Raw genomic sequence first — 21,000 nt, 5'->3', positions numbered from 1 at the left:
AATCCTCGCCATCAAAAAAATTCGATACTGGTTTCGACGGGCTTCGGCGGAGCGGCGGGGCGTTGCTCGAGAGCGACGGTTCTCTGCGTTTCGGCGCCGGTCAGCGGATATTGCCGGGCACGACCGGAGACCGGCCAAAATTCAAGCTTGCGTCCGTGGTCGCCGCCTGTGGAGGAGCCGACCACCGGAATGCCTTCATCCCTGAGGAACTGCATGGCGAAGGCCGCGTTCTGCTCACCGACATTGGAGAATGTCGAGATCGTCTTCGCGCCGCCGAAGATCTTGGCCTCCAGCCGGTCGCGCCGGGCGCCCTGCTTCAGGAGACCGTTGATCAGCAGTTCCATCAGATGCACGCCGTAACGCGTGGCATCGCCGCCTGAGGTCGGCGACGTCGCCGAACCGGGCAGCAAGAAGTGGTTCATGCCGCCGATGCCGGCGACAGGGTCTCTGAGGCACGCAGCCACGCAGGAACCGAGAATGGTCGAGAGGACCGCATTCGGATCGTTCAGAACCTTGTACTCGCCCTGAATGATGTGCACGCGGCGGGCTGCCCCCTCAGTGATCATTTCAGGGCTCCAAACACGGCTTCGATGGCCGCTTTCATCTTCTCGATCGTGAACGGCTTGGCGAGCACGTTGTTGGCGCCGAGTTGGGCTGCTTTCTGCACCAATGCGCGGTCGCCCTGGGCGGTGAGGATGATGAAGGCCGCCTTCTTGGTGTTCGGGTTGGTGCGCACGGCCTGAAGGAAGCCGATGCCATCCATCTTCGGCATGTTGAAGTCCGAGATCACCAGGTGGTGCGGCTGCTCGGCCATGATCTTCATGCCCTGTTCGCCGTCGCCTGCGGACGTGATCTGCTTGAATCCGAGCTGGGTCAGCGCGTCGCTGAGCAGCAACCGGCTCGTTACCTGATCATCGACGATCAGAACTTTGATTTTCTCCGCGATCGACATTTATTCGGTCCCTTCCTTTCGGGCGGCTGTCATTTTCAATATTTCCTCACCGATGGCAGACAGGGGCAACTGCTGCTCAACGGCGCCAAGTTCATGAGCAACCCTTGGCATTCCGTAAACGACACAGGTTTTTTCGTTCTGGCCGAGTGTTCTGGCGCCGGCGTGGCGCATTTTCAACAATCCGGCGGCGCCATCGCGGCCCATTCCGGTCAAGATCACGCCGACGGCGTTGCGGCCCGCCAGCTCGGCGACCGAATCGAACAGCACGTCGACCGATGGGCGGTGGCCGTTGACCGGCGCCCGGTCGACGAGGCGGCAGCAGGGCGCCGAGGCGTTGCTGACCTGGAGATGACGCTCGCCGCCCGGCGCCAGATAGATCTTGCCGATTTCGAGACGCGCGCCGTCCGTCGCTTCCTGCACCACCGGCGCACAGAGACGGTTCAGGCGTTCGGCGAAGCTCTTGGTGAAGGTCGGCGGCATATGCTGGGTGATGACGGTCGGCGGGCAATTGGCCGGAAACTTCTGCAGCACGGTGATCAGCGCCTCGACGCCGCCTGTGGACGAGCCGATGGCGACGATCTTGCGACCGACGCGGAAATCGGCGACGGAGGGCGGCGTTGGAGCAGCAACCGGCTGGGAAAACTGGCGCTGCGTGCGCGCGGCAGCCTTGACCTTCTCGGCGAGGTCGCCGAAGGGCCGAGGTTCGCCCGGCGCCGGCTTGCCGACGCAGTCGAACGCGCCGATCTCGAGCGCGGCCAACGACGCCTCGGCGCCGCGATGGGTCATTGTCGATACCATGATCACAGGCATCGGACGCAGCGTCATGATCTTTTCGAGGAAATCGAGGCCGTTCATGTTCGGCATCTCGATGTCGAGCGTCACGACGTCGGGGTTCAGCCGCTTGATCGCCTCGCGCGCTTCCAGCGCATCGCCGGCCTGGCCGATGACGTTGACCTCGGGATCGGAACTCAGAACGGCGGTGATCAGCCCCCGCATCGTCGGGGAGTCGTCAACGACGAGAACCCTTGCCGGAGCGCTCATGCCTTCCTCCCGTGACCTTTGGCGGTGTAGCGATAGGTGGTGATGCCGATATTGTCGAAGACGTGTTTCGCCTCGCCGGACACACGCTCGGAATGGCCGATATAGAGATGACCGCCCTCCGGCAGCAGGCCTGCGAAACGCTGCCAGATCTTCATCTGCGTCGGCTCGTCGAAATAGATGACGACGTTGCGGCAGAAGATGACGTCGAACTTGCCCTTGAACGGCCATTGCGCCATCAGGTTCAGCTCGTTGTAGGTGATCAGCCGCTTGACGCGGTCGTCGACCTGGAACTTCCTGCGGCCCTGCACCTCGACTTCGCTGAACCATTGCTTGCGCATGGCGGGCGAAACGGTTTCGAGCGCATTTTCGTCATAGGCGCCGGCCCGGGCGATCGCCAGGATCTTCGGGTCGATGTCGGTTGCCAGGATCTTGAAGTCGTAATCGGCGACATTCGGCATCAGCGACAGCACGGTGAGCGCGATCGAATAAGGCTCCTGCCCGTCGGAGGAGGCGGCCGACCAGATGCGCACCCTGCCGCCCGATTTCGCCCGCTGCAGAAGCTCCGGCAGGACATGGTCGCGCAGGTGGTCGAAATGATGGTTTTCGCGAAAGAAGCGGGTAAAATTGGTCGTCAGATGCGACAGCATCTCGCGGCGCGGCGCAGCACCGGCCGGCGAAGCGACAAGCTCGCAATATTCCCGGAAGCCGGACAGGCCGAGATTGCGGATATGCTTCGACAGGCGCGAATAGACCAGCGAGGCCTTCGTCTCGTTGAGGAAGATGCCGGCATCCGAATAGATCATCGCGGCGATCTCGGTGAGATCGCGGCGCGTCAGCGGATATTCTCCGCTTGCCAGAACCTCGTCGGCTCCCTGCCTCTGATCTTTTGCGCCCATTGCGTTCATGCGGCTTCGCTTTCGGTCTCGGGAAAGAGGGATTCGAGTTCGATCAGGCAGATCATGCGCTTCTCGATGGCGAGAATGCCGCGGGCAAATTGACGCTCGAGCTCGGAGGAGATCTCGGGCGGCGGCTGGATGGTTTCGTCGGTCACCGTCAGGATATCGGACACGGCGTCGACCAGCAGGCCGACGACCTTGCGCCGCACCTGGGCGACGATGATGACATGACGGGCGGTCGGATCGGCCGGCTTCATGCCGAGCCGGGCGGCAAGGTCGATGATCGGCAGCACCGCGCCGCGCAGGTTGATGACGCCGAGCATATAGCCAGGTGAGTGCGGCATCGCGGTCGCCGGGGTCCAGCCCCGGATCTCGCGAACCGACATGATGTTCACGCAAAATTCCTGATCCCCGATGCGGAACGCGATCAGCTCGCGATCCCCCTCGTTCAGATTTTTCACGGCGTACGACATTCCCTTACCCTACCGCTGCTAACGACATTTCTGCTTTGAGCGACTGGCCGCGCGAGGCGCCGACAACCGCGTCGACATCGAGAATGAGAGCGACGCGTCCGTCACCGAGAATGGTGGCGGCGGCAATGCCCGGCACATGGGTGTAGTTGGCTTCCAGGCTCTTGATGACCACCTGGCGCTGGCCCTGGATGGCGTCTACCATCAGGGCGCGCTGGCCGCCGCCTTCGGATTCCACCAGAAGCGCCACGCCCTCGACCGGATTGGCCTGGGTCGCACGGAAGTTCAGGATGCGGCCGACATCGACCAGCGGGCAGAACGAGTTGCGAATCGAGATCAGCCGGTGGTTCGCACCGAAGGAGTGGATCGCGGAGGCTTCCGGCTGCAGGGTTTCGACGATCGCCGTCAGCGGCACGACCAGCGTCTGGCCGGCGACGGTGACCACCATGCCGTCGAGGACGGCGAGCGTCAGCGGCAGGCTCATGGTGAAGACCGAGCCGTGGCCCGGCTTCGACGTGATGTTGATGCGGCCGCCGAGCGCCTGGATCGAACGCTTGACGACGTCCATGCCGACGCCGCGGCCGGAAATGTCGGAGATCTTGTCGGCGGTGGAGAAGCCCGGCAGGAAGATCAGGTTGTCGATTTCCTCGTCCGACAGATTGGAATCGGCCGGGATGAGGTCGTTGTCGATCGCCTTCTGGCGGACCTTCTCACGGTTGATGCCGGCGCCGTCGTCGGCGAGCTCGATCAGGATGCGTCCCGAACGATGCTTGGCAGTCAGGCGGACCGTGCCTTCGGTATTCTTGCCGGCGGCGGCGCGCTTTTCCGGCGTTTCGATGCCATGGTCGACGGCATTGCGGATCATGTGGGTCAGCGGCTCGGCCAGCTTGTCGATAACCGTCTTGTCGACTTCGGTGTTCTCACCTTCGGTGATCAGGCGGATCGACTTACCGGTCATGTCGGCGATTTCGCGGACGATACGCGACATGCGCTGGAAGACGGGCTTCACCGGCTGCGCGCGGATCGCCATGACCGAGTCCTGGATCTCGCGGGTGAGCTGCTGCAGCTCCTCGAGGCCCATATTGATCGAGGAGGTGCCGGTCGTGTCATTCTCGATGACGCTCTGCGACAGCATCGCCTGGTTGATGACCAGTTCGCCGACGAGGTTGATGAGGCGGTCGACACGGTCGAGATCGACGCGGATCGTCTGGCCGGCGCCGGCGGCATTGTTCTGGGCGGCGGCGGCACTGGCAGCGGCCGCTGCGGCGGCTGCCGATTCCTTCTTCTCGACGCGGGCGGCGGCTGCAGCCATCTGCGTGACATTGGAGGCAGTCTCGGCAGCGGCAACGGCGGCTGCCGTATCGGCGGCAGCAGCGCCGGAAACGTCTTCGGCTGCGCCGGCTTCATCCAGGATCGACAGATCGAAGGGAACCGGCACCATCGGCAGTTCGTCGTTGCTGGTCGCCTCAGCCCGTGCGTCCTCGACCGGCTTCACCGTCAGTTCGCAGTCCCATTCGGCGAATTCGAAGACGGTGCGAATGGCGTCCTCGCCCTTGTCCGTCTTGATCGTGACGTTCCAGAAGAAATACGCGCCTTCCGGATCGAGTTCATCGAGGCCCGGCAGAGCATCGCTGTTGCAATAGATGGTCATTTCGCCGAGGCGCGAGAGATCGCGCAGCAACAGCGTGGCGTCATTGCCCTTGGAATAGAGTTCGTAGCGCGGCTTGAAGATGACTTCATAGGCCGGCATGGCCGAGCCCGCATCGCTCTCGCCGCCAAAATCGTCGAAGGAAAAGGGCACCGGCTGGAAGCCGCTGTCGTCGGTCGGCTTGGGGGCGGGTGCGGCAGCGGCCGGGGCGGCCTTGGCTACAGGCTTTGCGGCGGCCTTCGGCGCCGGCGCCTCGGCCAATGCCGAGGGAGACGGCAGTTCGCCGTTGGCCAAAGCCTCGAGTTCCTTGACCAGGCCGCGGCTGCGGCTTTCATCGACGCTGCCGCCGTCGCGCGCAGCATTGGTCAGGTCGGCGAGCACGTCGGCCGACTTCAGCATCACCTTCAGGACGTCCTGGGTCGGCTCAAGCTTGTTGGATCGAACGCAATCGAGAGTGGTCTCGAAAACATGGGCGAAGGCGACCAGATCATCAAGGCCGAAGGCGCCGGCGCCACCCTTGATCGAGTGCACGGCACGGAACACCGCATTGACGGTTTCCGGATCGCGATCGCCATCATTCATTTTCAAAAGACCGGATTCCAGCTCGGCGAGCTGTTCCTCGCACTCCTGGAAAAAGATCTCTTTGATTTCGTTCATATCCATAGGAGAAAATCCTGGTTTAAGCGGTTACACGCTCAATGGCATCGATCAGCTTGGCCGGGTCGAAAGGCTTGACGATCCAGCCGGTGGCGCCGGCCTGGCGGGCGCGGTTCTTCTTTTCCGCGTCGCTTTCGGTGGTCAGGACCAGGATCGGGATCGCCCGATATTTCTCGTTGCGGCGGACACCTTCGATAAAGCCGAAACCGTCGAGGCGCGGCATGTTGATGTCGGTCACGATGACGTCAGGATTGGACTCTTCGAGAACTTCCAGACCCTCGACGCCGTCTTCCGCCTGGATCGTCTCGAAGCCGGCATTGTTGAGCGTCACGAGAAGCATGTTTCGGATGGTGCGGGAATCATCCACGGTAAGAACTTTTTTCTTCATTGCCGAATCTCCTTGGCAAGCAGGTGATCAATATTGACGCCCACGAGCTGCATGGTTTTCTGAAATGCGTCGGACACCTTGGAAAAGGTGAATGGCTGCTTGTCCTGTTCCCAGGTCTTCTCGGCGGACATCAGAACCTGGGCGCAAAGAGCACCGATCCGTTCGACACCGGAAGCGTCGATCGACAGACCGCTGCCCCTGAGGGAGAGGAGTTTATCGCGCAAGGCGGAAGCCTCGTTGAGGTCGAGCACCGCTGTCAGATCCAGCGTCTTGCCACTCTTCTTTGCTACCATCAGCTTTTCCTTGTCCCCTTGTCCCCGGCTCGAGAAGACGAGCTGCGGCAATCATCCGATAGGTTAGTAAACATTCCGCCCACCTCCGACGCTTGCGAAGGGCCGCGGAAGGCTAAAATCATCATTTTCATATTCGTCTTCAACGACAGCCGGTCGGGCGGCGGCTTCGATGGCGCGCGGCGGCGTCGCGCGAACCGGTGCCGGGCGCCCGGCATTGGCATTTTCCCGGGCGATGCGGAATTCGCGTATCGTCTGGCCGAGCTCGAGAATGACGGTTTGGAGGTGGTCGGCGCCTTCGGCCGAGCGCTCCGCAAGGCTGGCGCTATCCGCCACCTCGCCGCCCAGGCCCCTGACGTCCGACGTCACGTTGTCGAGGCTGGCGGCATGTTCGCCGGTCCGGGTGGCGATGCCTGAAATGGCGGCATTGATGTCGGTGACCTGGCGCACGATGCTGCCGATCGAATCCTGTGTGCGGCCGACCATCTGCACGCCGGCATCGACCTGCGCCTTGGTCGTCGTCACCAGCGTCTTGATTTCGCGGGCGGCTTCCGCCGAACGCTGGGCCAGCGCGCGGACCTCCTGGGCGACGACGGCAAAACCGCGGCCGGAGTCGCCGGCGCGGGCGGCCTCGATGCCGGCGTTCAGCGCCAGGAGATTGGTCTGGAAGGCGATCTCGTCGATCGCGCCGATGATCTGGCCGATCTTTTCGGCCGACTGCTCGATATCGGCCATGGCGCTGATCGCGCGGCCGACGACCTCGCCGCTTTCCTCGACGGCGGCGCGCGTCGAGGCGGCGGCCTGTTCGGCGGCGCGGCTGTCGGCGGCGCCGTCGCGCACACTGCCGGCGATGCCGGCAAGGGCGGCTGCGGAAAGCTGCAGCCGGTCGGCCTGGCCGGAGGCGGTGCCGGCGAACTGCCGCGACAGGCCGGCAAGCGAACCCGTCGCCGCTTCGGCCTTCAGCGTGCGGTCGGTAATGGCGGTGAATTCGGCCTGGAGGCCATCCAGTGCGCCGTTCAGCGCGGCGGCGATCTCGGCATGGGCGCCATCGACGGGCGCGCGCCGCGTCAGGTCGCGGGCGGAAAGGCCTTCGACGACATCGCCGAAGATCCGGGCGATATCGGCCTCGTTGTCGGCGCGCTGTTCGGCAAGCGCGCGGCTCTGAGCGGCGCGCTGGGCGTTGAAGCGCAGCGAGACGGCGATTTCCACATCAACCATGACGATGCGGATGATCGCGGTCATCAGATCGGAGATTTCGCGGGTCCGGCGCTTGGCCGACGGCAGCAGGGGACGGCCGGCAATTTCCTCGGCGAGACCGGAAACGACATGCTCCAGCATGACGCCATGGCCGGCCACATGCCAGCGCGGGTCGAGGCCGATCTTGCTTTCGGTGTCGGACAAAACCTTGACGCGTTCGGCATAGAGGCTGTCGAACCGCGCATCCGTCAGCACGTCCCAATGCGAGGACTGCAGATCATGCAGGCGCTCGACCTGGCGCTCGCTGTCGAAATTGCGCGCCGCGTCCGGGAATGACTGGAACCTGTGGAAGAGATCGCGCAGACCTGCCTTCAGATGCGCTTCGAGGGCCGGCCGGTTGCGGCGCACCAGCTCGCACTGGTCGGCATCGAGACCGGCAAAGCGCAGGCGGTCGCGCAAGCTGCCTGCCTGCGCTCCACGATCCTGATCTGATGGCATGTCCTGCCTCAACGCCTGTCCCCGACCCACTGCCCAGGCGAATGCCTGGTTAAAAACTTTTGCAGCATCCGGTGAACGCAAGCCTGGAGACGGTCCTCGCCACCGGTGACAACCGGCGGGTCGAAGCCCCCTGATCAGCTATATCTCGGAGCTGTCTGAAGAGATGGATACCGGATCAACCCGGTACGGCGGGACGGCGTCATGCCTGGTGGGAACGAGTGCATCTTCCCATTCCGACGTGTAAACCAATGTTTATGGTTAATTCCTTGCTTGAAGGTTAATAAGCCCTTCGCAGTGCCGGCTTTTGACGCAATTCAAGGCCGTTCGCAGCAAATACTGCGGCGGAGTTGCACGGCTGCTACAAGGCACACGCAAGCTCCGTGTTATAGGCCGGTCGATAACCAAGACATGACGTCGACAAGGACAGAGCAATGATTGTTCTCGGATTGGGTGCCTGCTTGATTGCAATGACGCTGCTTGCCGCCGTCGCCCGCCTCGATTTTCTTGCTGCAAACCGCGATATCCGCGCGCTGCGGGTTTTCTAAAACCCGTCCCTGCCCGTTGGCAGTCCGGCACCTATGGTGTATCGCACTGGCGCCTTTCATGTCAGCGGAACACTTGGTTCATGTCCCCCAGATCTGGTCTCCTCATCGTTCTCGGCTTCACGCTCTGGCGCGTCGTCACGCTAGCTTTCGATCGGACGGACCTTTTCGTCGATGAGGCGCAGTACTGGTTCTGGGCGCAGAATCTCGATCTCGGCTATTATTCCAAGCCGCCGATGATCGCCTGGGTGATCCGTGGAGTGACCGGGCTTTCCGGCTCCAACGCCATCTACTGGATCAGGCTCTCCGGACCGCTGATCCACATGGCGGCGGCACTGGTTTTGATGAAGGTCGCAAAGCGCTTCGCCGGGCCGGAGATCGAAGGCTGGACGGGCGCCACCTATATTACCCTCCCGGGTGTCGCGCTTTCCTCGGTGTTTTTCTCGACCGACGTGATCCTGCTGTTTTTCATCGCCATCACCTTGCTTGCCTATTTCGGCCTGACGCAGCGGCGCTCGGTCGGGCTGGCGCTGGTCATGGGCCTCGGCGTCGGCCTCGCCTTCCTGACGAAATATGCCGTGCTGTTCGTGGTTCCCGGCGGCGCGCTTGCCCTCCTCCTCATTCCGGCGGCGCGCATCGCCATCCGGGATTTCATCATCGCGGTTGCGGTCGCGGCGGTCGTCGCCCTGCCGAACCTCTGGTGGAACCTGCAGCACAATAATACGACGGTGCGGCATACGCAGGACATCGCCCATTGGAGCGACCTCGGCATCAATCTCCGTCGCGGACTTGAATTCTTCTCCGCCCAATTCGGCGTCGTCGGGCCGATCATCTTCTTTGCCATGCTCTGGGCGGTCTATCGCATGATCAGCGGCAGGAGCGACGATCGGGAAAAGTTGCTGGTCTGGCTGTCGATGCCGGTGGTGGTGCTGATCACGCTGCAGGCAACGGTCGCCAAGGCCTATGCCAACTGGGCCGTGACCGCCTATGTCGCCGGCACCATCCTGGCCGTCTGGCTGCTTTATCGGATGTGGCCGAAGGGCCTGAGACTGTCGCTCGCCATCAATGGCATCGCCAGCCTGCTCTTTCCGCTGGCGACGATCTTTCCGCAGCAATTGCTGCTGCCGAACGGGGACACGTTGATGAAACGCTATCTCGGCCGCGCCGAGGTCAGCCGCGAGGCCGCCGCACTCGCCGCTCAAGCCGGCACCGACATCATCGTCACCAACAATCGCGACATGGTCGCCGATCTTTTCTATACGCTGCGCGATGCATCCTACAGGATCTATGCGCGGGCGCCCGCCGGCCTTCCCGAGAGCTATTACGAACAGGAATTCGCCCTGCCCGCCGACATCACCGGCAAGGTGCTTTTCCTGACGGACGGGTCCCTCACCTGCGCCGCCGAGACGCCCGAGGTGCTGAAGACCTGGCAGCCGACGGAAGGCTATTACCGGGGCAAGTCGCTGTCGGTCTACCGGGTCTCCGCCGCCTGCCTGGCGCCTTGAGCAAATCGATTCCGATCTAAGGAATTATGCCGTGGGCAGGTAGAGGCCGGTGCCTGCCCCTTCGATCTCGACGAATCTGACGCCGCCGTCCTCGAAGGCGAGGCGCAGCTGCGCCTCGGTCGCGCGGTGGATGTCGTGGTGACGTCCCTCATAATCGCGGATGGTGCTGCGCGAGACGGCGGCCCTTTCGGCAAGATCGGTCTGGGTCCAGTCGAGCAGGCCGCGCGCCGCCCGGCAGAGAGCCGGTGTCAGAATTGTTTCCCTTGCGCCTTGACCCATGATTACAACTTGCCCATATTGGTCGACATAGACCATATATGTCACATTACAAACAGGATTTCCAGATCGGGAGACAGCAATGCCGCACGATACGCCCTTGATTTCGACAATCGTCGGCGGCCTCGTGCTGGCTTTCATCTTCGGCGCTTTTGCCCATCGGCTGCGCATGCCGCCGCTGGTGGGCTATCTAATTGCCGGCGTGCTGGTGGGACCGCATACGCCGGGTTATGTAGCGGATCAGAGCCTGGCGCCGGAACTTGCCGAAATCGGCGTCATCCTGCTGATGTTCGGCGTCGGGCTGCACTTCTCGCTCAAAGACCTGCTGTCGGTGCGCGGCATCGCCGTGCCCGGCGCGATCGCCCAGATCGCCTTTGCGACCCTGCTCGGCTGGGGGCTCGGCGCCTTCCTGGGCTGGCCGACCGGTGGCAGCTTGGTGTTCGGCCTGGCGCTTTCGGTCGCTTCGACCGTGGTGCTGTTGAAGGCGCTGCAGGAGCGGCGCCTTGTCGAGACGGAGCGTGGCCGCATCGCCGTCGGCTGGCTGATCGTCGAGGATCTCGCCATGGTGCTGGCGCTGGTGCTGATCCCGGCCGCAGCCAGCATCGGCGGTGAGGGACACGCGCCTGTCGAGCCGCTCTCGGCCGGGTTGAACCGGCTGTTCGGCCTCGATCTCGGCATCGGCGGCATGATCGCCATGACGCTGGTGAAGGTAGCGCTGTTCGTGGCGCTGATGCTGGTCTTCGGCCGCAAGCTCATTCCCTGGACGATGCACCGCATCGCCCATACCGGATCGCGCGAACTCTTCCGGCTCGGCGTGTTGGCGATCGCGCTCGGCGTCGCCTTCGGCGCGGCCAAGCTCTTCGGCGTGTCGCTGGCGCTCGGCGCCTTCTTTGCCGGCATGGTGCTTGCCGAAAGCGAGCTCAGCCATCGCGCCGCCCAGGAAAGCCTGCCGCTGCGCGACGCCTTCGCCGTGCTGTTCTTCGTCTCGGTCGGCATGCTGTTCGATCCGAACATCCTGATCGACAAGCCGCTGCTGATCCTCGCCACCATCTTCATCATCGTCATCGGCAAATCCGTCGCCGCCCTGCTGATCGTGCTCGCCTTCAAGAAGCCGCTCGGCACGGCGCTGACGATTTCGGCCAGCCTCGGCCAGATCGGTGAATTCTCCTTCATCCTCGCCGCCCTCGGGGTCGAACTCGGACTGCTGCCGGAGGAAGGCCGCGATCTGATCCTTGCCGGCGCCATCATCTCGATCATCCTCAATCCGCTGCTGTTTTTCCTCTGCGACCGCATGCGGCCGTTTTTCGAAAGCAAGCGCGAGGAAAGCGCAGCCGAGCCCGCTGCGCCCTCCGCAGATGCGACCATCGCCCAGGAGACGGCGGCGCCTGAGGATGACGACGTGCATCCGACCGCCCTCAGCGGCCATGCCATTCTCATCGGTTACGGCCGGGTCGGCCGGATCGTCGGGCAGAACCTCAAATCATCAGGCACGCCGTTCCTGGTCATCGAGGATTCCGACAAGCGTATCGGCGAGCTGAAGGCGCTGGGCATCGAGACATTCATGGGCAATGCGGTGGCGAGGGAAACGCTCGATCTTGCCAATCTCTCCGGCGCCCGCAGCCTTGCCATCGCCATCCCGAACGCCTTCGAGGCCTGCAGCATCGCCGAGCAGGCGCGCAGCGTCAATCCGTCGATCCTCATCGTCGCCCGCGCCCATTCCGATGCCGAAGTCGATGAATTGAAGCAGTATGGCGCCGACACCGTCATCATGGGCGAGCGTGAAATTGCGCTGGGTATGGTTGACCGGCTCGCCCAAGTGCATCATGAGGGTGTGCCCTATGAAGACGGGCATGGGCCTGATACACTTATTTCGACGGATGAGCCTCCGCCGCAAAGACAATGAGAGATTGGCGCGCTTTTGAGCCGATACGGGAGTGACATCGCCGGGACGGAGAAGATGGAGCTGGAGCAGCACCGTCTGACGAACCGTGTCGCCGCCTCCCTCCTCGTCGCTATCCTTGCCTATCTCGGCCTGCTGTTCGGCGGCAATCTGGTCATTTCGCCGACCGCTGCCGTCAATACGCTTTCCTCTTCCGGCCGGGATCCGCAACCGCCGCAGCTGACCGCGCGCGATGCCGTGCGCGGCGTGCTTTCCAGCGAGCGCAGGCTTGCGCCGAAGCAGGCAGCCTATGACGGCGGATCGCCGGCTCTTGCCACTGCCCCGACCCTCGATTTCGCCGGCTGGACCATTTCAGCCGCTTTTCCGGCATTTGAAGCGCCGTTTCATGCCGCGGTCTCCAGGACCCATCAGCCGCGCGCACCGCCGGCTGCTGCCTGACGTTTGCGCCAAGGCGCTTCCGACATCTGACGACATGCCGCCAGCGCCAGCGCGCCGGCCCCCGATTATCTAAGGAATACAACATGCGTACTTCACCATGGCTGGTGTTCACCTATTCGGTGATCATCGTACTCGGCCTATTGATCGCTCTGCCGAACGCCCTGCCGCAATCCGTCCTTCAGCGCGTGCCGGCATGGCTGCCGCATGAACAGGTGTCGCTCGGCCTCGACCTTCGCGGCGGCTCGCATCTCGTTCTGGAAGTCGACGAAGCCGATCTGACCAAGGAGCGGCTGCAGTCGCTGCTTCAGGACGCGCGCCGCGTGCTGCGCGAAAAGGGCATCCAGCCGAAGGCCGTCGTCCGCAGCCAGAACCAGATCGTCGTGACGCTCGCCGATGCCACGCAGAGCGATGCAGCCGTCACCGACCTCAAGACGCTCGCCAACCCGATCAGCACCGGCCTCAGCGCCGGCCAGGCGGATCTTGATGTCACGGCGAACGGAGCGACCATCACCGTCGGCTTCTCCAAGGCCGGCATCTCCGCCAATGTCGACAATGCCGTTCAGCAGAGCCTGGAAGTCATCCGCCAGCGCGTCGACCAGGTCGGCGTCTCCGAGCCAACGATCCAGCGCATCGGCGCCAACCGCGTGCTCGTCCAGTTGCCCGGCGCACAGGATCCGACGCGGCTGCGCCAACTTCTCGGCTCCACGGCCAAGATGTCGTTCCACATGGTGGCGCCGAACAACCAGCCCGGCCCGGGCATCACCATGATGCAGGACGATGAAGGCCGGTCCTATGCGGTTCTCGACCGTGTCGAACTCTCCGGCGACCGGCTTTCGGATGCCCGCGTCAGCTTCGATCAGAACACGCATGAGCCGATCGTGAGCTTCCGCTTCGACAGCGCCGGCGCCAGCCGCTTTGCCGAAATCACCCGCCAGAATGTCGGCAATCCGTTCGCCATCGTCCTCGACGACAAGGTGCTGAGCGCACCCAATATCCGCGAGCCGATCACCGGCGGCTCCGGCCAGATCTCCGGCAGCTTCTCGGCCGACAGCGCCACGACGCTTGCCGCCATGCTGCGCGCCGGCGCCCTGCCTGCCAAGCTGACCGTTATCGAGGAACGCACTGTCGGCGCCGACCTTGGCGCCGACGCCATCAAGATGGGCATTTATTCCGGCGTCGTCGGCTTTGCTCTCGTCGCGCTTTTCATCTTCGTGCTCTACGGCACCTGGGGCATCCTGGCGAATGTGGCGCTGCTGATCCACACGATCCTGACCTTCTCGGCCCTGACGCTGGTCGGTGCGACGCTGACGTTGCCGGGTATTGCCGGTGTCGTTCTCGGCATCGGCCTTGCGGTCGATGCGAACGTCCTCATCAACGAGCGTATTCGTGAAGAGACCCGCAAGGGCAAGGGCGCCTTTGCCGCCATCGATACGGGCTTCAATCGTGCCTATTCGACCATCATCGACGGCAACATGACCGCCCTGATCGCTGCGGCCATCCTGTTCTTCTTCGGCTCCGGGCCGGTTCGCGGCTTTGCCGTGACCATGGCGCTCGGCCTGATCATCTCGATGTTCACCTCGGTCGCCTTCGTTCGCGTTGCCATGATCGAGATCACCCGCCGCCGCAAGTTCAAGGTGCTGAACATCCGGCCGTTGATCCCGTTCAGCCCTTATGACAAGCACATCGAGTTCATGAAGGCGCGCTTCTTCGGCGTCACCGTTTCGGCGCTGCTTTCGATCGCCTCCGTCGTGCTCTTCATTCACCCCGGTCTCAACTACGGCGTCGATTTCCGCGGCGGCATCCAGATGTCCGTCAAGACCCAAGGGGTGGCCGATCTAGCGAAGTTCCGCGAAGGTCTTGATAGTCTCGGCCTCGGCGAAATCACCCTGCAGTCCTTCGGCGACAAAAGCAGCATTCTCGTTCGCGCCCAGCGGCAGGAAGGCGGCGAAGAGGCGCAGACCGCGGCAGTGACCAAGCTGAAGGCCGAAGTCGCCAAGATCGATCCGACCGCTACCGTCGAAGGCACCGACGTCATCGGCCCGAAGGTCAGCGGCGAGCTTGCTTCGGCCGGCATTCTGTCGGTGGTGATCGCCAGCCTGGCGATGCTGATCTATATCTGGGTGCGGTTCGAATGGCCGTTTGCCGTCGGCGCCATCGTCACGCTGGTGCTTGACGTCACCAAGGCAATCGGCTTCTTCGCGATCACCGGCCTCGACTTCAACCTGACGGCCATCGCCGCCATCCTGACGCTCGTCGGTTACTCGGTGAACGACAAGGTCGTCGTCTATGACCGCATGCGCGAAAACATGCGGCTCTATAAGTCGATGCCGCTGCGCGAAATCATCGACAAGTCGATCAACGAGACCCTGGCGCGAAGCCTCTACACCAATGCGACGGCCTTCCTCGCTCTGGTGCCGATGGCGATCTGGGGCGGTAGCGCGGTGTCGAGCTTTGCGATCCCGATGGTCTTCGGCATTCTGGTGGCCGGCGCCTCGTCGATCTTCATCGCAGCCCCGATCCTGCTCTTCCTCGGCGACTGGCGCCGCCGCCACGCCAAGGCGGCATCGGCAACCGACGGCGCCGTCGAAATCATCCCGCCGGAACAGGGTCGCCCGCGCAAGTCGGCGAGCTAAAATCCGCGTGTTGACGCATGCTTGAACAGGGCGCCGGTTGCAGAGCCGGCGCCCTCTTTCTATTGTCGATGACTGCAGAGATAAAATCCTGCAGCGATTCAACGGATTACAGCGTCGTTGGCGCATCTGAGAAAGAAGCGCGGCGCTGTAGCAGAGATCGGGGGAACCGCCAGATGCCATCAAACCCGACGCGACGACCGGAAGAGAACGATAGCAGTGAGGAGCGCATCAAGCGTTTTCTCGCCACCGCCTCGCACGACCTGCAATCACCGCTGCGCCATATCGCCATGTATGCCGAGCTATTGCTCGACGATCTCCAGGAAACGCTCGACGGCGAACAGCTTCAGAGCCTGCGGATGATCATGGAAAAGGCGCAAACCGCGCAGCGCCTCACCAAGGCATTGATGAACCTTGCCGGCGGAGCACCTCAGGTGACGCCCGAAGAGGTCGATCTGCAGGCGCTGGCCGAAAATATCTGGGGCGAGTTGATAGACGAAAGCGCGGTGCACGATGCGACGCTGGAAAGCCGGGGCCTGCCCTCCATCCGGACCGACCCGGCCCTGCTCGGCCTGGTGCTGCGGCATCTGCTGGCCAATGCCCTCACCTATCGTGGCGACGCGCCGCTGCAGGTGGCTATCGCGGCGGAGCGAATGGGGGCGGATTGGTTCATCCGGATTTCCGACAATGGGACGGGCATCGATCCTGCTTACCGGGAGCGGATCTTCGAGCCGTTCTGGAAATTGCCGAAGGCGGGAACGGTGCCGGGCGCCGGCCTCGGATTGACGACGGCGCGAGAGTTTCTGACAGCGCTTGGCGGCGATCTCAGCCTGGAGCATTCGGATCAAAGCGGCAGCCGCTTCCTCATCCGCCTTCCCGTCGCCTAAGCGTTCTTTTCAGATGCTGTAATCGTCCTTCCAGAAATCCGGGACGTCATAGGTGACATATTCGCGGATGATGTGCTGCAGCGTCTGGGCGTCAATCTCATCCTTGCCGATGCGGAAATCGACGCCGTAATCGGGGAATTCCTGAAAGTAGCCGCCCGATATATCGGTTGAGACGACGCCGATCGGGCCGGTGTAGCCGATGCCGCGCAGTTCCGGCACGGTTTCGCGGAAATCGGCGTTCGGCAGAAGGCGATTGTCGAGCAGGATGAGATCGAAACGCGCCAAGCGGATCTTTTCCAGCGCGTCACCGATCGACGGCGAATATTCAACCTCGACGGCCGGCTCGGAGAGGTCGGCGATCTTCTTCTTGAGCGCACGGAATTCGATGAATTCGTCGTCGACGAAGAGAACCTTCACGGCATTTTTTCGCACAGTTTCGGCGGTCATCGACTTAATTTCCTCAATCCCGAAACCGGCTTCACGTGACCAGGCCGTTCCGCAACGCGATCGCCACCATATGAACGCGGTTGACGGCGTCAAGTTTGCGCGCGGCCGCAGTGATGTGCGAATTCACCGTATGCTCGGAAAGTCCGAGGATGATGGCGATCTCAGCCGACGTCTTGCCTTCGCTCGTCCATTTGACGATTTCCTGCTCGCGCTGGGTCAGCCGTCCGGACATTTCCGGCGTCAGGATTTCCTCATAAAGCTTGTCGAAAATCCGCATCGTGTCGAGAAGCATGTCGGCGATCTCGCTCTGGTCCGGCTCCTGACGCTCGCCGCTGAGCACGAGGCAATAGCGCCGTCCTTCGGGGGTGAACAGCGGGATGAACAGAAAGACGCCGCTCAGGAACTCGTTGAAGACCAAATCGGAACGATGATCTTCCGGCCGTGCGCTCCGGCCATGAACCGGCGTTGCCAGAAACTGGGCGGACTTTGCCCGGACGGTCCCCAGCGCTTCCTTCAACGTCGTGATGAAAAGGCCGACACGCCGCTCGGCGACATTGGTGATGACGATATCACGTTCTCCGAAAGGGGCCGAAGCCTCGGAAATGCGGGCAAGCGTGAAATTGTCGAAGTTGTAGTGCTGTGCTGCCGACTTCAGCAGCCGGAAAAAATCGGTGCGATTGATCGCCCGGCTCAACTCCGGTCCGGCATGAAAGGGAATTGCCGGGGCGTTGTTCATTCCCACTCGTCCTCTCCTCGATGCCTCCGATCCCGAAATCTTGGGATATACGTCTTAAACGCGAAGAGCTACAAAAATTGCGAGACGGTTGATGACGAATATCGAAACGGGGACTTTCGATAGTCAAAGGCGGAAATCATCAATTATCTCGACGACAGGTGATGCACGGGCAGACTTTACTGAGGGGCAGTAGTTCTTACCTGAGTATCGTATTCTTCCTGAATTCAACATCCATGAATGCAGGAAGGTAGTGCTAGACGTAAGCGCGAGAGAGCCGACAGACCCATTCAGCTAAGGGGTTGGCTGATGTTCGTGGCGGCGAACGCGGGTCGATCGGTTCTCTCAGCGCTTATTTCGCGTATCATTTCCTTCGCTTCGGTTGCATCTTGTGATGCGTCCTCGACCTTGTCAATTGCGGTTTGTCATATGGTTGGGACATGGGACGGGGAACAGGCCGGCGGGCTTTCGCCACTTCCTACATCTCAAGATTGAGAATGATCCTGGCGAGGTCAAGCGGCTTTTCCAGATAGGCATCGGCGCCGGCCTCAAGCGAGCGCGCGCGGTCCTCGGCAGCATCCGAGCCGCTGCAGATGGCAAGCCGCATTGCCTTGAACCGATCGTCTAGGCGCAGCCTGCTCACCAGTGCGATGCCGCTGTCGAGCGGCATGTAGAGATCGGCGACCAGCAGTTCCGGCAGCGCCCAGCCTTCCGCCGCACGCTGCTCCAGCGCCGCCAGCGCCGTCTCGGCGGTCGAAAAACAGAATAGATCGACATCGATATGCTGCTTCCTGCGGATATAGTCGAGATAGAAGAGATCATCCCTGCTGTCGTCGACGTAAATTATGGTAGGCATTCAGCACCGTGATTGGATATTGTTCGAATGAACCTCGTTGTCCTTCGACCTCACGATATCGCGATTTCGCGAAAATTCGATCCATCTTATCGAAAAATCATTTCGCAAAAAGCGCGGCACCGCCCTCGCCTGCCTATTGAGTATTCCTCGATTTCGGAAAAAATGGCCGCGCGAACCGAGGAGGACATGACGGGTGCAGGATAAGGGCAACGTGGACCTGCAGGATCAGCGGCGGCGGCGGCGCTACCGCGGCTTCGCGATCGCGGTCGGCTGCCTGATGTTCCTTCTCGGAATGAGCGCCCTTGTCGGCTGGCTGCTGCAGATCGAGGTGATCATTTCGCTGGTTCCCGGCTTTCCGTCGATGGCCTTCAACACCGCGCTCTGCTTCGTGCTGTCCGGCCTGGGGCTTGCCGCCTCGACGCTGGCTGCCCGTCGCTTTCTGATCGCCGCAACGATCATGTCGGGGTTTGCGGCGGCGATCGCCGCGGCCAGGCTCGTGGAAATCGTCACCATCGGCCGGACGTTCCACAATATCGACCTGTTGATCAGCCGATTCGTCATTCCGCCGGATTTCATCGCACAGATCGGAGGCGGCATGGGCCCGAACACGGCGCTGGTCTTCCTGATCGCCAATCTCTCGCTGCTGCTCTCTCTCCACATCGAGGGGAAAAGCCAGGTCGTGCAGGAACTGACGAGCTATGTCGTCATCACCCTCGGCATGATCGCGCTCGCCAGTTATGTCACCGACGCCGAGCAGGGGTACCGCTGGGGATCTTATGCGGCGATGGCGCTGCATACGGCGGTCGGCATGGTGATCTTCGGCTCGGGGCTTCTCGCGCGCTCCTGGTGGATGCAGCCGGCAAACCGGGCGCAGATTCCGCTCTGGATCCCGGCTGCGGTCTGCTTCACCGGGCTTCTCGTCGATCTCTATACGCCGCTCGGTGTCGCCAACGGCATTCTCTATGTGCCGCTGGTGCTGACGGCGCTCTGGTTCGGCAACCGGAACGCACCGCTTTTCTTCGCCTTTGCCTGCACCGTACTGCTGATGCTCGGCTTCTTCGCCGTCCGGCACGACGAGGCGGCATTCTGGCAGGAGATCGCCAATCGCACGATTACGGCGGCGACGCTCTGGCTGATCGCCATCCTCGTCTTTTATTTCATGCGCAACAACCACAACCTCGAAACCGAGCGCGTCCGCTTCGGCGCGCTGGTGCGCGGCACGCCCGATGCCGTCATCGTCATCGACGAGGGGGGAACGATCCGGAGCTACAACCCGGCCGCCGAAAGCATGTTCGGGTACTCACCGCAGGAGACGATCGGCCGGAATATCAAGATGCTGATGCCCGAACCCTACCATTCCGAGCATGACGGCTATCTCGCCCATTACCGCAAGACCGGCGAGGAGCGTATCATCGGCACGACGCGCATGGTCTCCGGACGACGCAAGAACGGCATCGTCTTTCCGATCGACGTTTCGATCAGCGCCGTCGCCACCGGCGACGCGAAGATCTTCGTCGGCATCGTGCGCGACATCAGCGAGCGTGCCCGGCAGGAAGAGCGGATGAAAACGACACTTGCCCAGCTCGAGGCCTATACGGCCGAGCTCGAGCGCAGCAACCACGACCTCGACGAATTCGCCTATATCGCCTCGCATGATCTCAAGGAACCGCTGCGCGGCCTGCACAACCACTCTCGCTTTCTCCTCGAAGACTATGAAGACAAGCTCGACGACGACGGCGTGCGCCGGTTGAACCGGCTGGTGCGCCTCAGCCAGCGCATGGAAAAACTCGTCAACGACCTGCTTTATTTCTCCCGGCTCGGGCGGCAGCAGCTGGCGGTCAAACGCAGTGATATCGGCCTGATCGTCAAGGATGTCGTCGCGACGATGGAGCTGCTGCTGGAAGAGCGGCATGCCAAGGTCGTCATCGACGGCCAGTTGCCGGATGTCGTCTGCGACGCGCCGCGGCTGACCGAAGTGTTCCGCAATCTCATCACCAATGCGATCAAATACAACGACAAACCGGCGCCGCTGGTGTCGATCGGCTATCTTGAGCGGTATGTCGGCAAGGACGGCACGGTTGCCCGCAACGTGTTTTTCGTCAGGGATAACGGCAAGGGCATACCCCAGGAATTCCATGAGGACATTTTCCGCATTTTCAAACGGCTGGAAAAGTCGCAGGATTCCGACGACGGCACCGGAGCCGGCCTCACCTTCGTCCGCAAGATCATCGCGCGGCACAATGGCGATATCTGGCTGGAATCCGAGGTCGGCACCGGCACGACATTCTATTTCACCCTGGGAAAAAAGCGCGAGGGGCAGAATGCAGCAGCGTGACACGCAACCGATCCTGATCGTCGAGGACAGCGAAGACGATTTCGAAGCAACGATGCGCGCCTTCAAACGCACCAACCTGCGCAATTCGATCCGCTGGGCCGCCTCCGGCCAGGAAGCGCTCGACATGCTCACCGCCATGGTGCCGAAACCGGGGCTGATCCTGCTCGATCTCAACATGCCGGGCCTTGATGGCCGCAAGACACTGGAGGCGATCAAGTCGAACGCCGGATGGCGCAAGATCCCGGTGGTGATCCTCACCACCTCGGACGATGAGCGCGATATCGAAGGCTGCTATGCGCTCGGGGCCAATACCTATGTGCAGAAGCCGGTCGATCTCGACGGGCTGTTCGCTGCGATCCAGCGGCTGAAGGAATACTGGTTCGAAATCGCCATCCTGCCGCTCGAGGACTGACA

General features: G+C 62.3%; 20 protein-coding genes. 7 read left to right on the top strand and 13 right to left on the bottom strand.

Annotated features, from left to right (window positions below; all coding sequences use genetic code 11):
• Positions 1-11: 11 nt before the first annotated feature.
• From cheD to AMK05_RS03390, 9 genes are all read right to left on the bottom strand, one after another.
• Positions 12-566 (bottom strand): chemoreceptor glutamine deamidase CheD, encoded by a 555-nt coding sequence (cheD, locus tag AMK05_RS03430; RefSeq protein ID WP_007633342.1) that lies wholly within the window; start codon positions 564-566, stop codon positions 12-14.
• Positions 563-952, bottom strand: a complete 390-nt coding sequence (locus tag AMK05_RS03425) for a response regulator (protein ID WP_003556488.1) — start codon at positions 950-952, stop codon at positions 563-565. Before AMK05_RS03425 ends, cheD begins: the two co-directional genes overlap by 4 nt.
• Positions 953-1,993: a protein-glutamate O-methylesterase CheB gene (gene cheB, locus AMK05_RS03420; RefSeq protein WP_064836533.1), complete on the bottom strand. Its 1,041-nt coding sequence runs from the start codon at positions 1,991-1,993 to the stop codon at positions 953-955.
• On the bottom strand, positions 1,990-2,898 hold the full coding sequence (gene cheR, locus AMK05_RS03415; protein ID WP_064836531.1) for a protein-glutamate O-methyltransferase CheR: 909 nt from the start codon (positions 2,896-2,898) through the stop codon (positions 1,990-1,992). Before cheR ends, cheB begins: the two co-directional genes overlap by 4 nt.
• Positions 2,895-3,362, bottom strand: coding sequence for a chemotaxis protein CheW (locus AMK05_RS03410; RefSeq protein WP_064836529.1), 468 nt, complete (start codon positions 3,360-3,362; stop codon positions 2,895-2,897). Before AMK05_RS03410 ends, cheR begins: the two co-directional genes overlap by 4 nt.
• A gap of 4 nt (positions 3,363-3,366) precedes the next feature.
• Positions 3,367-5,670 (bottom strand): chemotaxis protein CheA, encoded by a 2,304-nt coding sequence (locus AMK05_RS03405; protein WP_064836526.1) that lies wholly within the window; start codon positions 5,668-5,670, stop codon positions 3,367-3,369.
• Between the two features lie 16 nt (positions 5,671-5,686).
• A complete protein-coding gene (gene cheY1 / locus AMK05_RS03400; protein WP_003570362.1) occupies positions 5,687-6,052 on the bottom strand; it encodes a chemotaxis response regulator CheY1 in 366 nt (121 codons plus the stop codon).
• Positions 6,049-6,345, bottom strand: a complete 297-nt coding sequence (locus AMK05_RS03395) for an STAS domain-containing protein (RefSeq protein ID WP_003588585.1) — start codon at positions 6,343-6,345, stop codon at positions 6,049-6,051. Before AMK05_RS03395 ends, cheY1 begins: the two co-directional genes overlap by 4 nt.
• A 63-nt stretch (positions 6,346-6,408) precedes the next feature.
• Complete coding sequence (locus tag AMK05_RS03390; protein WP_064836524.1) at positions 6,409-8,037, bottom strand: globin-coupled sensor protein; 1,629 nt, start codon at positions 8,035-8,037, stop codon at positions 6,409-6,411.
• 625 nt (positions 8,038-8,662) lie between these two features.
• Between AMK05_RS03390 and AMK05_RS03385 the strand changes: the two genes are divergently transcribed.
• Positions 8,663-10,084: an ArnT family glycosyltransferase gene (locus AMK05_RS03385; RefSeq protein ID WP_064836522.1), complete on the top strand. Its 1,422-nt coding sequence runs from the start codon at positions 8,663-8,665 to the stop codon at positions 10,082-10,084.
• Positions 10,085-10,108: 24 nt separating this feature from the next.
• Here AMK05_RS03385 and AMK05_RS03380 read toward each other — a convergent pair whose 3' ends face one another.
• Positions 10,109-10,408: a helix-turn-helix transcriptional regulator gene (locus AMK05_RS03380; protein WP_171899744.1), complete on the bottom strand. Its 300-nt coding sequence runs from the start codon at positions 10,406-10,408 to the stop codon at positions 10,109-10,111.
• Between the two features lie 34 nt (positions 10,409-10,442).
• On the opposite strand from AMK05_RS03380, the gene ybaL reads away from it, so the two are divergent.
• From ybaL to AMK05_RS03360, 4 genes are all read left to right on the top strand, one after another.
• Positions 10,443-12,263 (top strand): YbaL family putative K(+) efflux transporter, encoded by a 1,821-nt coding sequence (ybaL, locus tag AMK05_RS03375; protein WP_064836521.1) that lies wholly within the window; start codon positions 10,443-10,445, stop codon positions 12,261-12,263.
• A gap of 54 nt (positions 12,264-12,317) precedes the next feature.
• Positions 12,318-12,698 (top strand): hypothetical protein, encoded by a 381-nt coding sequence (locus AMK05_RS03370; RefSeq protein WP_064836519.1) that lies wholly within the window; start codon positions 12,318-12,320, stop codon positions 12,696-12,698.
• Between the two features lie 83 nt (positions 12,699-12,781).
• A complete protein-coding gene (gene secD / locus AMK05_RS03365; protein ID WP_064836517.1) occupies positions 12,782-15,331 on the top strand; it encodes a protein translocase subunit SecD in 2,550 nt (849 codons plus the stop codon).
• Positions 15,332-15,504: 173 nt separating this feature from the next.
• On the top strand, positions 15,505-16,215 hold the full coding sequence (locus AMK05_RS03360) for a sensor histidine kinase (RefSeq protein WP_064836516.1): 711 nt from the start codon (positions 15,505-15,507) through the stop codon (positions 16,213-16,215).
• Between the two features lie 9 nt (positions 16,216-16,224).
• Here the strand turns inward: AMK05_RS03360 and AMK05_RS03355 are convergent, their stop codons facing one another.
• The 3 genes from AMK05_RS03355 to AMK05_RS03345 form a co-directional block, all read right to left on the bottom strand.
• Positions 16,225-16,662: a response regulator gene (locus AMK05_RS03355; RefSeq protein ID WP_064836513.1), complete on the bottom strand. Its 438-nt coding sequence runs from the start codon at positions 16,660-16,662 to the stop codon at positions 16,225-16,227.
• Positions 16,663-16,693: 31 nt separating this feature from the next.
• Positions 16,694-17,398: a helix-turn-helix transcriptional regulator gene (locus AMK05_RS03350; protein WP_064836510.1), complete on the bottom strand. Its 705-nt coding sequence runs from the start codon at positions 17,396-17,398 to the stop codon at positions 16,694-16,696.
• 475 nt (positions 17,399-17,873) lie between these two features.
• Positions 17,874-18,251 carry a response regulator gene (locus AMK05_RS03345; protein ID WP_064836508.1) on the bottom strand — a complete coding sequence of 126 codons (378 nt, stop codon included), beginning with the start codon at positions 18,249-18,251 and terminating at the stop codon, positions 17,874-17,876.
• Between the two features lie 193 nt (positions 18,252-18,444).
• Between AMK05_RS03345 and AMK05_RS03340 the strand changes: the two genes are divergently transcribed.
• Entirely contained in the window at positions 18,445-20,586 is a 2,142-nt protein-coding gene (locus AMK05_RS03340) for a sensor histidine kinase (protein ID WP_064836506.1), read from the top strand.
• Complete coding sequence (locus AMK05_RS03335; RefSeq protein ID WP_064836501.1) at positions 20,573-20,998, top strand: response regulator; 426 nt, start codon at positions 20,573-20,575, stop codon at positions 20,996-20,998. The genes AMK05_RS03340 and AMK05_RS03335 overlap by 14 nt, the downstream gene beginning before the upstream one ends.
• Positions 20,999-21,000 lie beyond the last annotated feature (2 nt).

It is taken from the genome of Rhizobium sp. N324 (assembly GCF_001664485.1).
Classification (GTDB): Bacteria; Pseudomonadota; Alphaproteobacteria; order Rhizobiales; family Rhizobiaceae; genus Rhizobium.
Note: the sequence above shows the minus strand (reverse complement) of the source record. Positions and strands in the feature narration are given on the sequence as shown.